This is a genomic window from Pseudoduganella dura (assembly GCF_009727155.1).
Lineage (GTDB): Bacteria > Pseudomonadota > Gammaproteobacteria > Burkholderiales > Burkholderiaceae_D > Rugamonas > Rugamonas dura.
The window spans coordinates 4,828,772-4,841,999 of sequence record NZ_WNWM01000002.1 but is presented as its reverse complement, the minus strand read 5'-3'; the positions used below and the strand labels follow the sequence as shown (position 1 = coordinate 4,841,999).

The 13,228-nt window shown below is 65.7% G+C and carries 10 protein-coding genes and 1 riboswitch; all 10 genes read left to right on the top strand.

From position 1 onward, the window contains the following. Window positions 1-101: 101 nt before the first annotated feature. The 10 genes from GJV26_RS21185 (at window position 102) to GJV26_RS21140 (ending at window position 13,189) form a co-directional block, all read left to right on the top strand. Complete coding sequence (locus GJV26_RS21185) at window positions 102-1,430, top strand: MFS transporter (RefSeq protein WP_155710706.1); 1,329 nt, start codon at window positions 102-104, stop codon at window positions 1,428-1,430. 147 nt (window positions 1,431-1,577) lie between these two features. Beyond that, window positions 1,578-2,273 (top strand): hypothetical protein, encoded by a 696-nt coding sequence (locus GJV26_RS21180; RefSeq protein ID WP_155710705.1) that lies wholly within the window; start codon window positions 1,578-1,580, stop codon window positions 2,271-2,273. A gap of 241 nt (window positions 2,274-2,514) precedes the next feature. Continuing rightward, on the top strand, window positions 2,515-3,027 hold the full coding sequence (locus GJV26_RS21175) for a hemerythrin domain-containing protein (protein WP_155710704.1): 513 nt from the start codon (window positions 2,515-2,517) through the stop codon (window positions 3,025-3,027). A gap of 211 nt (window positions 3,028-3,238) precedes the next feature. Further along, window positions 3,239-4,384, top strand: a complete 1,146-nt coding sequence (locus GJV26_RS21170; RefSeq protein WP_155710703.1) for a sensor histidine kinase — start codon at window positions 3,239-3,241, stop codon at window positions 4,382-4,384. 74 nt (window positions 4,385-4,458) lie between these two features. After that, window positions 4,459-4,836 carry a DUF2946 domain-containing protein gene (locus GJV26_RS21165; protein ID WP_155710702.1) on the top strand — a complete coding sequence of 126 codons (378 nt, stop codon included), beginning with the start codon at window positions 4,459-4,461 and terminating at the stop codon, window positions 4,834-4,836. Between the two features lie 81 nt (window positions 4,837-4,917). Beyond that, complete coding sequence (locus tag GJV26_RS21160) at window positions 4,918-7,059, top strand: TonB-dependent receptor (protein WP_155710701.1); 2,142 nt, start codon at window positions 4,918-4,920, stop codon at window positions 7,057-7,059. A gap of 13 nt (window positions 7,060-7,072) precedes the next feature. Beyond that, window positions 7,073-8,590: a PepSY domain-containing protein gene (locus GJV26_RS21155; RefSeq protein WP_189441975.1), complete on the top strand. Its 1,518-nt coding sequence runs from the start codon at window positions 7,073-7,075 to the stop codon at window positions 8,588-8,590. Between the two features lie 39 nt (window positions 8,591-8,629). Next, entirely contained in the window at window positions 8,630-8,917 is a 288-nt protein-coding gene (locus tag GJV26_RS21150) for a hypothetical protein (RefSeq protein WP_189441978.1), read from the top strand. 70 nt (window positions 8,918-8,987) lie between these two features. Next, window positions 8,988-9,212, top strand: a riboswitch (cobalamin riboswitch). A gap of 71 nt (window positions 9,213-9,283) precedes the next feature. Next, window positions 9,284-11,341, top strand: coding sequence for a TonB-dependent receptor (locus GJV26_RS21145; RefSeq protein WP_155710699.1), 2,058 nt, complete (start codon window positions 9,284-9,286; stop codon window positions 11,339-11,341). A gap of 66 nt (window positions 11,342-11,407) precedes the next feature. Then, window positions 11,408-13,189, top strand: coding sequence for a class I SAM-dependent methyltransferase (locus tag GJV26_RS21140; protein ID WP_155710698.1), 1,782 nt, complete (start codon window positions 11,408-11,410; stop codon window positions 13,187-13,189). Window positions 13,190-13,228: the final 39 nt, after the last annotated feature.

Below are 13,228 nucleotides of genomic sequence, written 5' to 3'. Positions count from 1 at the left end.
GCGAATATTGCCACATTCCCACGGCAGCGACTTCTTGGGATATTCTTCATGGACGCTCCATCCAGCGGCAGAATGTCCACAACCAGACCAGCCAGCGCGCAATGCACAGCACACAACCGGATTCCAGCAAGCCCCTCCCGACCAGCGGCAGCGCGGCACCTACGCCGAATCGCCCCCTGAACCGCCAGGATTACAAGACCCTGTCGCTGGCGGCCCTGGGCGGCGCGCTGGAATTCTACGATTTCATCATCTTCGTGTTCTTCGCCACCACGATCGGCGCGCTGTTCTTCCCGCCGTCGATGCCGGACTGGCTGCGCCTGTTCCAGACCTTCGGCATCTTCGCCGCCGGCTACGTGGTGCGCCCGCTCGGCGGCATGGTAATGGCTCACTTCGGCGACCTGCTGGGCCGCAAGAAGATGTTCAACCTGTCGATCGTGCTGATGGCGGTGCCGACATTGATGATCGGCCTGCTCCCAACCTACGCCAGCGTGGGCCTTGCCGCGCCGTTGCTGCTGTTGCTGTTCCGCGTGCTGCAAGGGGCGGCCGTGGGCGGCGAAGTGCCGGGCGCCTGGGTCTTCGTCTCCGAGCACGTGCCGGCGCGGCGCATCGGCTATGCCTGCGGCACGCTGACCGCCGGCCTCACGTTCGGCATCCTGCTCGGTTCGCTGATGGCGACCGGCATCCACAGCGTCTTCACGCCGGAGCAGGTCCGGTCCTACGGCTGGCGCATCCCGTTCCTGCTGGGCGGCGTCTTCGGCCTGGGCGCAATGTACCTGCGGCGCTGGCTGCACGAGACGCCCGTCTTCACCGAACTGCAGCAGCGCAAGGCACTGGCCGCCGAACTGCCACTGAAGGCCGTGCTGCGCGGGCACCGGCGCAGCGTGGTGCTGTCGATGCTGCTGACGTGGATGCTGTCCGCCGCGATCGTCGTGGTGATCCTGATGACGCCGGCGCTGCTGCAGAAAGTCTACGGCTTCGATGCCCCCGCTGCGCTGCGGGCCAACACGCTGGCCACGCTGTGCCTGGCGTTCGGCTGCATCGCCGCGGGCCTGCTGGCCGACCGGTTCGGCGCGCGCCGCGTACTGCTCGGCGGCGCCCTGCTGCTCGGCGTTTGCACTTGGGTGTTCTACACCACGCTGCACGCGCGCCCCGACCTGCTGCTGCCGCTATACGCCGTGCTGGGCTTGAGCGTGGGCGTGGTGGGCGTGGTGCCGGGCGTGATGGTGCGCGCTTTCCCCGCGGCGGTGCGGTTTTCCGGCATTTCGTTCTCGTACAACCTGTCGTATGCCATCTTCGGCGGGCTCACGCCGATCATGGTCACGCTGATGCTGAAAAACTACCCATTGGCGCCGGCCTGGTACGTGATGGCGTTGTGCGCGCTGGGCGTGGTGATTGCGCTGGTCATGAAAGAGCCGGCAGACGAGGCCTGAAAACGCCGACTCCAGGTTCAGGCCGGATCGGCCGGCTGACGAAAATAGCGACCCGACAAGCGGCCAGGGCGCCCAGACGCGATGTATTATTGCTTAATGAATAATAATCTTGCGATCGCTGGTGACTGAGCCGCGGACCGGGGGCGCGTGGAAGAGTCGCCGCCGCATGCCAGGACGCTGGCCGTTTTCGGTACGATCATTGCCGTTCACGCCGGCCTTTTGATGGTCTACCAACGGCCGGACGTGCCTGCTCCCATGCCGGCTCGCAAGGAAACAGGCATATTGATCCTGGTGCCGCCTTTGCGTACGCCTTTGGCGACTACTCCGCTGGCCAGCAAGGCTGCCCGGCCCGAAAAGACACCGCGCGCCTCCCCTGACAAGGCGCCCGCGGCGATTACGCCACCTGTCCGGCATGCGCCCCCGATCGAGGCTGCAGTCAAGACGGAAGCGCTCCCTGCCATGGAGCAGGCGCACGATGTCGATGAGAACTGGGCAGAGGACGCGTCCGGCCCCGCGGCACCGGCCACCGCCATACGCGCGCAGGCTCTTGCAATGGCGGGAAAGGTCGACGCCGAAAACCGGCAGGGAAAACCCGTCCTGGCGGCCCCCGTCGATACGCCCCTGGCACGCATGCGGGCCAACATGGCGCAGGCTGCCAGGGGCGGCGGGAACAGCACGACGACAATCACGTCCGCATCCGGGGAACCGGTCACGGTGATCACGCGAAATGGCAAGGCGCAATGCTACGTCAAGGTATCGACGAGCGTGGCGCCTTCCGCCGTGCTCGGCAACCGGGGAAGCGGGCGTTCTTCCCAAGTGAACTGTCCCAAAGGGCTGCAATAGGTATCGACACCGGGCGGGACTGCGATGCCCTTCACGCCGCGCGGCGGCCGGCGCTGCCACGACGGTTCGACCGTCACGCCGGCCAGCAACATGATCAAAATGGAAACTCTCCTACAACGGTCGGGCCAAGGCGCCTACCCGCGCAGGCAACCCGCGCCTACTCGCATCGGCAGCCCGGCGACGTAAGATCTTTCCAACGATGAAGCCGTGATCTTCACGGCATCCAACAAGGAGAACGACAATGCCAAACGCCATCAAAGCCACGCCAGCCTCCAGCAAGAAAACCGCAACCCTGGCCGCCGGCCCGATCGACGCGATCGAACTGCTGAAAGCGGACCACGACAAGGTCAAGGCCATGTTCGAGCAATACGAAGGCTTGAGCGACCGCGCCCTCGCCTCGAAGAAAAAGCTCGTTCGCGAAATCTGCCTGGAACTGACCAAGCACGCGCTGGCCGAGGAAGAAATCTTTTACTCGGCCGTTCGCAAGGCCGTTGGCGATGAAGACCTGGTCGACGAAGCCACCGTCGAACATGCCTGCGCCAAGGATCTGATCGCCCAACTGCTGTCGATGGAACCGGGCGACGACCTGTACGACGCCAAGGTCAGCGTGCTGTCCGAACAGATCGAGCACCACGTGGAAGAAGAAGAGAAGGAAATGTTCCCGAAAGCGAAAAAAGCCAAGCTCGACATGGTGGGCCTCGGCGAGGCAATCCAGGCGCGCAAGGACGAGATCGAGCTGCCGTTGCCTAACTGAGCATCCGGCCTCGTTTGGCAGCAAGCCGTAGCGCTGCGCACAGGAAATGTTGTGCGTGAAAAGTTGGGCGAAATTGATACAATACGTGCCGGCACTTCGTGCCGCCCGTTCGCCCAACTCCCGCAACGGCTTTTCGCGCCCGAAGGCGCGTGGCTCGACCAACCAGGCCCAATGACCGCCGGTATTGGTTCGACCCTTCAACGAGGGCGACATGATTCTGGCGACGGATCAAAATACGGACGGGCATGGCTTCTCGCCAGTGGCCCGGCAATTCCTGTCCATGCGCAGTGCGGTGATGGACTATTGGGAACAGGCGGTACGTGAACGCATCCATGGCGCGGGCGATCTGCTCGGTCCGGTGCTCACCAATGCGCTACCGGCGTTCTTCGATAATATAGCCGAGGCAATCAGCCCGGTGCACCCACGCCTGCATGGCGCGAGCGACACCAATTCCGCCACCGCGCATGGCGGTGAACGTGCGCGCATGACACCGTTCGGCGCCGACCAGGTCATCCACGAATACCAGATTTTCAGGGAAGCGATCCGCCACGTCGCCAGGGAACGCGTGGCGCTTGGCGAGCGTGAGTGGACCATCATCGACCGTTCCATCGATGTCGCCACCCGCGAGGCCGTGCGGGCCTTCACGGCAAGCCATGAGGAGTTGCGCCGCAAGCTGGCCGCGGCGCTGTCGCACGACATGCGCACGCCCCTGGCGGTGATTGCCAACGGCGCGCAGCTCATCGGCATGGTGCCGGACCTGGCGATGGCGCACCGCACGGCTTCCAAGATCGCGTCGCACGCGACCCGCCTGGGCGATATGATGAGCGAGCTGCTCGACGCGCTGACCAGCCAGGACAGTACCGCGATACCGCTGCAACTGTCGCAATTCGATATCGTTGCATTGGCAAACGAGGTACGCGAGCAATACTGCCAGAGCGGCGCATGCCTGCTGCAGGTCGAGACGGCAGAACCGGCGATCGATGGCCACTGGTGCCGCAGTTCGCTGCGCCGCGCGCTGGAAAATCTGGTGAACAACGCGATCAAATACGGCGACGATGCGCCGGTCCGCGTGGGTATCGCGCAGGTACGCGGCCGGCTGATGCTCAGCGTGCACAATGAAGGCAACCCGATTCCCAAGGAACGGCACAACCGGATTTTCGAATACCTGCACCGCGACAGCGGCGTCTCCACGGACGGTTGGGGCATCGGGCTGCAGCTGGTCAAATCCGTGGCCGAAAGCCACGGCGGCAGCGCCATGGTCGACAGCGCCGCGGAAACCGGCACGACGTTCATCATCGATATCCCGGTCGACTGCCGCCCTTTCGTCTCGCACACGTACGCCGAACCCGGGCAGTAGCGCTGACGCAAAGCCCGGTTCGTCCTGGCGGAACGGCGTTTGTCCGGCTCCATCCGCGCTGCTAGAATGTCAATATGTTCAAGACCCGGCACTGGCGCACCTGCTTTACCTGGTTGGCTTTCGCAGCCATCCTGGCAGCCGCATTGATGCCGTCCGTGTCGCGCGCATTGGCGAGCGACCGGGTCGCGAACATGATGATGGCCGAGATCTGCGCGCCGAGCGGCATGAGCTATGCCGACATGCAGGCGCCGCCCGGCGACCAGCACTTCGGCCACATGGACGACTGCGCCTATTGCCGGCTGCAGGCCGATACGCCGGTGCTGCCCGCCGTCATTGCCATGATCGAGCCGGGCCGGATCGCCGCGGTGCGGCCGCCGCTGTTCTACCTTTCCCCTGCCCCGCTGTTCGCCTGGACCGCCGCCAGGCCGCGCGGCCCCCCTCTGCTCGCCTGATCGTCGTTCGCACACGGCTGCCTGTTGACAGCCGATCCGTGCCGCCCATGGCGGCAGCCGACCATTCAAGGCAGAACCACCATGAACATCGCAACCTTTACGCCTGCGCCGGCGCGCAGGCGCCTTTCCGTCCTTTCCCTGCACTGCCTGCTGGCCATCGCGGCCCTGCCCGGCACTGCCCATGCGCAGGACGGCACGCTGCCGACCGTCGTCGTGACCGCCCGTGCGGACAACGGCGGACTCGGCACGGAAGCCGCCACCGGTTCCAATCTCGGCCTGAGCCGCTTCGACACGCCAGCCAGCATCGACGTGATCACCCGCAGGCAGCTGGAGGAACGCGGCGACATCGACCTGCTCGACGCCATTACCCGCGCGCCCGGCATCAGCGCCATGCCGCACCCCGGCAACGGCAATTCGTCGGTGGCCGCGCGCGGCTTCACCGACACCACCTCCGTCATGCGCCTGTACGACGGCATGCGCCAGTACGGCGGCGCGGGGCTGACGTTCCCGTTCGATACCTGGTCGATCGAGCGCATCGAAGTGCTGCGCGGGCCCGCTTCCGTGATCCATGGCGATGGCGCGATCGGCGGTGTCATCAACGTAATCCCGAAACAACCGGCCCGCAACGCGCCCGAACACGAACTGCAGCTCGGCATCGGCAATGAACACAGCCGCCGCGCGGCGTTCGGCAGCGGCGGGGCGATCGACGAGCGCTGGTCGTACCGCTTCGATGCCAGCACCGAGCGCGCCGATGGCTGGGTGGACCGGGGAGAACACAGCAGCCGTTCGATCTCCGCCGCGATCCGGCTCGATGTGTCGCCCGATCTGAACTTCCGGTTCAGCACGGCCCGCGGCGAGCAGGAGCCGATGCGCTACTTCGGCACGCCGCTGGTCGACGGCCGGCCGGTGGCCGCGCTCGCGGAAAAGAACTACAACGTGGCCGACAGCGCGATGCGGTTCGACGACCGCTGGACCGATGTGCTGGTCAACTGGAAACCGAACGTGAACACGACCGTGCGCAGCCGCTTCTATTCCATCGGCAGCGACCGGCACTGGCGCAACGTGGAAGGCTATTACTACAATGCCGCGACGGGCCTGCTCGACCGGGCCGACGCCACCGAGATCTTCCACGACCAGTCGCAGACCGGGAACACCACCGACATGGCGGTCAAGGGCACGCTGTTCGGCCTGGCCAACGCGGTCTCGGCCGGCTTCGACATCAATTCCTCAAGCTTTACGCACATCAACAACACCTACGTGGGCAGCGCGCCGTCCGTCGACCTGTTCGATCCGGTACCCGGCAACTTCAGCAGCTCCATGCCCACGATCCCGCGGTACCACTCGGATGCGAAACAATACGCGCTGTTCGCCGAAGACCGGCTGCAATTGACGGAGAAATGGTCGGTACTGGCGGGCCTGCGCTACGACCACGCCGAACTGGCCCGCGACGACCTGGTAGCCGGCAGGCAGGCCTACGAGCGCACCTTCACGAACGTGGGCTGGCGTCTCGGCACCGTGGTCCAGGCCACGCCTTCGCTGGCGTTGTACGGCCAGTACGCGAAGGCGGCGGATCCGATCGGCGCCCTGCTCTTCCTGTCGACGGCCAACAGCAGGTTCGACAGCGCCAGCGGGCGCCAGCTCGAAATCGGCGTCAAGCACGCGTCCGCGAACGGTGCCGAGTGGACCCTGGCCGTGTACGACATCACCAAGAACAACCTGCTCACACGCGATCCGGCCAATCCTTCGCAAAGCGTGCAGGTGGGCGAGCGCTCGTCGCGCGGGATCGAAGCGACGGTGACGGCGGCGCTGGCGCCGGGCTGGCGCATCGAGGCCAATGCCTCGCTGCTGCGCGCGCAGTTCGAGGACTTCAATGAATCGTCCGGCGGCAAGGCGGTTTCGCGCGCCGGCAACACGCCGCCGGACGTGCCGAGGCGCCTGGCCAATGTGTGGCTGAACTGGGATTTCGTGACCGCCTGGACGGCCAGCGCCGGCCTGCGCTACGTGGGCGAGCGCTACGCCGACAATGCCAACACGCTGAAAATGCCGGGCTACGCGGTGACCGACCTGTCGCTGCGCTGGCAGGCGGCGCCGCGCACGGGCGTAACGCTGCGCGCGGCCAACGTGTTCGACAAGCGCTATTTCACGACGGCCTACTACATGCCGCAGCAGTGGTTCTACGGGCCGGACCGCAAGGTCGACCTGATCGTGAACCACCGCTTCTGACCGGAGGCCGAGCGTGAACCCGGGTGCCCGCGCAAAGCGGTATCTCTATCTGTTACACCGGTGGACAGGCATCGTCATGTGCGTGCTGATGGCGCTCTGGTTCGCCAGCGGCATGGTGATGCTGTTCGTCGGCTATCCGAAGCTCACGCCGGCGGAGCGGCTGGCCGCGCTGCCGGTACTTGCCTTGCAAGACTGCCGCATCGATCCGGGGCAGGCGCTGGCGGCCGGCGGTTTGCCGGACACGGCGTCACTGTTGCTGACGACGATCGGCGGCAGGCCGCATTACGTGATGCGCGACGGTGCCGGCGCCCTGGCGACCGTCGATGCGCTGACCGGCGAGAAGCGCGGCACCGCCCGCCGCGAGGCGGCCGTGCGCGCCGGCAGCGCGTTCGCAGCGGGCGCCGCCGCGCGTTACACCGGAACCATGCTTGAGGACCGCTGGACGCATTCGCGCGCGCTGAACCCGCACCGGCCGCTCCATGTCGTGGAGCTGGGCGATGCGGCGGCGACCCGCGTCTATGTATCGTCCACGACCGGGCAGGTGGTGCTCGATGCGCCGCGCGCGGAGCGCTGGTGGAACTTCGTCGGCGCCTGGCTGCACTGGCTGTACATGCTGAAGGACCAGCCGGTCGACCCCGTGTGGACGTGGACGGTGATCGCGCTTGCCACCGCCGGCGTGCTGTCTTCCGTCACGGGCATCGTCAACGGCCTCTGGCGCTGGCGCTTTTCCGGCCGCTACAAGAACGGATCCCGCACGCCGTATCGCGAGGGCGCGATGCGCTGGCACCACATGCTCGGCCTGACGTTCGGCCTGGTCCTGTGCACCTGGATTTTCAGCGGCCTGATGTCGATGAATCCCGCCGGCATCTTCGATGCCAGGGGAACCAGGCCCGACACCGCGGCGATGCAGGCCGGCAGCCCGGCGGCATCGCGCCTGCCGCCGGGTGTCCACGCGATCCTCTCCTTGCTGGCCGGGGAAGGCTTCGCGGCGCGCGAACTCGAATGGCGCGTGCTCGATGGCGAGCCGTTCATCCTGGCGCGCGGCACGGCCGATAATACCCGCATCATCCGGGCATCGGCGAACGGCTACGCGGTACTGGGCGGGTGGCCGGAGGAAAAGCTGCGCCGCGCCGCTGCAAGGGCACTGCCTTACCCGGTTGCCTCGTTCGAAAAGCTGGCGGCGTACGATGCCTGGTACTACGCCCGCGACGAAGCTTCGATGTATGGGGGCGATGCGCGGCGCCTGCCAGCGCTGCGCGTCGTCTTTGCCGACCCGTCGGCAACGTGGATGCACATCGACATGCATACCGGCCAGCCCGAGCTGAGCGCCGACCGGTCGCAGCGCGCCGGGCGGTGGCTGTTCAACCTCTTGCACAGCTGGGACCTGCCCTCGCTGCTGGCGGCAAACCCGCTGCGCATCGCCGTGCTGATCGTATTGAGCAGCGGCGGGCTGCTGCTCAGCGCGACCGCCGTGGTCATCGCGTGCCGCCGGCTGCGGCCAGCGCGTAGAATGCACCCTTTGAGCAAGTAACCAAGCAAGTAACCAAGCAAGTAACAACGAGGATACAACGTGAAAAAAGCAGACCTGGCAAAGAACGACGCCAAGAAATTGATGGGCAAGATGGTGGCGCCGGGTACCACGGGGTTCGGCAATGCCGCCGCCCCCGCCGTCGACAAGCGCGAACAGCGCAAGCGCGACCAGGCGCTCGGCCTGGTGCCGTTCGCGGTCAAGCTCAACAGCGAGCTGGTGAAACAGCTGCAGGCGCTGGCCACCGAAACCGGGCAGGACCTGAACGCCACCGTGGCCGACGTGCTGGCCAGGGGCCTGGCCGCCGGTACCGGCGCGGCGAAGAGCTGATCCAGGGCCGGCACGCGCCGGTCTTTCCTCCCTTACGGCGCCCCACCCGGGGTTTGCCGCGGGTTTGCGGCTATAATCCCGGCCGTTTGGTGCCCGCGCACGTGTTCATGTGCGCAGTTAAACGGGAAACACATGGCTGACGTTCCAGCCGAAAGTGTGCTGCCCCCGCAACGGTAAGCAAGCGCCGTCCAACGACGGCAGGCTGTCTCTTCATGCCACTGTGCTTTTCAAAAGCATGGGAAGGTGGGACGGTTCCCTTGCCAGCCCGGATACCGGCCAGACAGGTGGCGCGGGCGACATCGCCGGCGCTGTTCAGCCGTGCCCACGGGGAGTGGGCGGGGCTGTCATCCGTCTCCATCATCCGCCATGAACAAACTGATCCTCGGCCTGGCCGGGACCCTGTGCGCGTCCGCCGCACAAGCGCAAGCACCCGAACAACCCGCCGAAAATACGGCCGCCACCGTCCAGGTGCTGGGCAACTACGACAACGGCGTCGGTACGTCGGACGCCGCCAGCGCCGGCACCGTGACCGCCAACCTGATTGCCAGCCGCCCCGCCCTGCGCCCCGGCGAGGTGCTCGAATTCGTGCCCGGCGTGATCGTCACGCAGCACAGCGGCGACGGCAAGGCGAACCAGTACTTCCTGCGCGGCTTCAACCTGGACCACGGCACCGACTTCGCCACGTTCGTGGACGGCATGCCGGTCAACATGCGCACGCACGCGCACGGCCAGGGTTATACGGACCTGAACTTCCTGATCCCCGAACTGGTCAACCGCATCCGCTACCGCAAGGGCCCGTACTATGCCGACGAAGGCGACTTCGCCTCGGCCGGCGCCGCGCACATGGGCCTGGCGGACAGGCTGCCGGCCGGCCTGGCCACGCTGACGGTGGGCGAGAACGCCTACCGCCGCGGCCTGGTCGCCAACTCCACCGCGGCCGGCAACGGCAACCTGCTGTATGCGCTGGAACTGGCGCACAACGACGGCCCGTGGACCACGCCGGAGGCGTTCCATAAAACCTCGGCGCTGCTGCGCTACAGTGCCGGTAGCGCCGCAGACCGCCTCAGTGTAACGGCAATGGGCTACAAAGGCGCGTGGCACGCCACCAGCCAGGTGCCGCTGCGCGCCGTGCAGGATGGCCGGCTCGGCGAATTCGACGCGGCGGACGCCAGCGACGGCGGGCGCGCCGCGCGCTACAGCCTGTCCGCCGAATGGCGCCGCCGCGGCGCGGACACGCTGTGGCAGGCCATCGCCTACGCGGTCCGCTCGGACCTGACCCTGTTCAACAATTTCACCTACTTCCTGGACGATCCAGAAAACGGCGACCAGTTCAAGCAGACCGAGCGCCGCAAGATGACGGGGCTCGACGTGTCGCACACGTGGTTCGGCCAGCTTGCCGGACGCCCGATGGAAAACGCGGTCGGCGTGCAGGGCCGGTTCGACCGCATAGCGCCGGTCGGGCTGTATGCCACGACCGGGCAGCGCGTGCTGCGCACGATCGCCGAATCGCGCGTGAGCGAAGCCAGCGCCGCCGCGTGGCTGCAGAACACCGTGCAATGGACGCCCTGGCTGCGCTCCATCGCCGGCGTGCGCTACGACCGCTACCGTTTCGACGTGGCCAGCTCGATCCTCGAGAACAGCGGCACGGCGAACGACCATATCGCCTCGCCCAAGCTGTCGGTGGTGCTGGGGCCATGGGACAGGACGGAGTTCTTCGTCAACTACGGCGAGGGCTTTCACAGCAACGATGCGCGCGGCACCACCGCCCGGCTGTCGCCGCGCGAACGGGAGCCGGTCGATCCTGTGACGCCTTTGGTGAAAACGCGCGGTGCGGAACTGGGGCTGCGCACGGAGCTGGTACCGGGGCTGCAAAGCTCGATGGCGCTGTGGCGGCTGCGCTCCGGCTCCGAGCTGGTGTTCTCCGGGGATGCGGGCGACACGGCGCCGAGCCGGGGCAGCAAGCGCTCCGGCATCGAGTGGAACAACCACTACATCGCCAGCCGGTGGCTGCTGCTCGACCTGGACCTGGCATATTCGCGGGCGCGGTACACGGAGCATGATCCGGCCGGGGATCGCGTGCCGGGGTCGGTCGAGAAGGTGGTGGCGTTCGGGGCCACGGTGAACGATGTGGGGCCTTGGTCGGGGGCGTTCCAGATGCGCTACTTCGGGCCGCGCCCGCTCATCGAGGACAACAGCGTGCGGTCTTCATCCACTGCCATCGCATATCTGCGGGGCGGATATCGGATCGACCGGCGGTGGCAGGTGTCGGTGGACGTGTTCAACCTGTTCGACCGGAAGGCCAGCGATGTGGATTACTACTATGCCTCACGGTTGCCGGGCGAGGCTGCCGAGGGCGAGGAGGATATTCACTATCATCCGGCGGAGCGGAGGACTGCGCGGGTGACGTTGCGGGCGGTGTTCTAGTCAGCCACGTATTACCCTGTTCCAGACTAAAATCGTTCGTGGCTTCCCGGACCGGACTTGCACTCGATGACATCGATCCCCTACTACGAACAACATGCGGCCCGGCTGGCCGGTCAATACGAATCGCTGGCCTTCGAGGATGTGCATGCCGGATTACTGGATGCCCTTCCCGCACCTGGCGGAACGGTGCTCGACGTTGGCGCCGGCTCCGGCCGTGATGCCGCCTGGTTCGCGGCAAATGGATACGATGTCGTTGCAGTCGATCCGTCCGATGCCATGCTCGCCCAGGCGCGCCGGCTTCACCCGTCGGACAGGATCCATTGGCTCTCCGACAGCCTGCCGGACCTGGCAAAGGTCCGGCGCCTCGGCCTCAACTTCGATCTCATTCTTCTGTCAGCCGTGTGGATGCATATCCCTCCGGCGGACCGCGAGCGGTCGTTGAGAAAGCTGGCTACGCTGCTTGCTCCCAAAGGACGCATCGCGATCAGCCTGCGCCTTGGCGCGCCTGATACCGAGCGGGCGATGCATGAGGTTTCACTCCTGGAGCTGTCGGCCCTCGCCCAGCGGTTCGGACTGCGCATGGTCCGGACCAGCGACAGCCAGGACAGGCTGGGACGGGCCGATGTCTCATGGACGAATGTCGTATTGGGCCTGCCGGATGACGGCCTCGGCGCCCTTCCCCTGCTGCGCCACCTGATACTGGTCGATGAAAAGGCATCCACATACAAGATCGCGCTGCTGCGCGTTATCGCCCGCATCGCCGACACCGCCTCGGGCCTGGCCCGTTACGAATCGGAATCGGTCGTGCTTCCTCTTGGGCTGGTATCGCTCTTCTGGCTGCGCATGTACAAACCGCTGATCGAGAATCAGTTGCCGCAGATGCCGGCTTCACGGCTGGGTACCGGGCCGGGGTTCGTCACCGATAATTTTCATGCCTTGCGGTCGGTTACAACCGTCGAACTGGGTATCGGTTCCATGTTTGCAGGGGATACGGCAAGGCATCTGCACCGGAGCCTGTCGGAGATCTCGCAAGTGATACGGGACATGCCGGCCAAATACCTGCGCTGGCCATCGAGCGACCGTCCGATTTTTGAAATCACCCGGCGCCGGCAGATGTCGACGCCGCAGCAACTGCGGATCGACGACGCTTTCCTGTGGAGCTTTGGCGACTTCCGCGTTCCGCTCGAGGTCTGGCAGGCGCTGACCCACTACAATGTTTGGATCGAGCCGGTGCTGGTGGCCGAGTGGGTCAGGCTGATCGAGGCTTACTCCGGCAACCGTGTGCCGGACGTTCGCATGCTCGCACACAGGCTGCTCGCATGGGCCGACCCTGTCCGCGATACCAGTTTTGCCAGGGCAGCGGTCGAGCGCATACGCGCGGAGGGCAAACCGGTGTATTGCGTATGGACCGGGGCACGTTTGCGGGACGAATACGATGTCGATCACTGCTTCCCGTTCTCCGCATGGCCTTGCGGCGATGCCTGGAACCTGATGCCTTCCGCGCGTAACATCAATATCCAGAAATCCAATCGGCTTGTGACACAGGCAGCATTGGAACGCGCCAGTGACTGGATAACGGCGTGGTGGGCAGATGCGTTTCTCGGCCAGGGTGAAGCGCAGCGCCAGCGATTCTTTCTCGAGGCCGCGCAGACGTTGCCGCTACTCGTGGCCAGTCCGGGGACAGCGGATATCATCGACGCTATGAAAATGCATCGCATCAGACTGAGCAAGGATCAGGGACTGCGCCCCTGGGAGCCTGGCGAGGTTGGGAATCGAAAGAGGATGACAACCAGTGAATTGGCATTTCCTGATGGGAGTGCTGTGAAAGAATTGCCGGTCAACCGATGATCAATCACTTGCAACCTGATGGGCTCACTGTCCAACCAT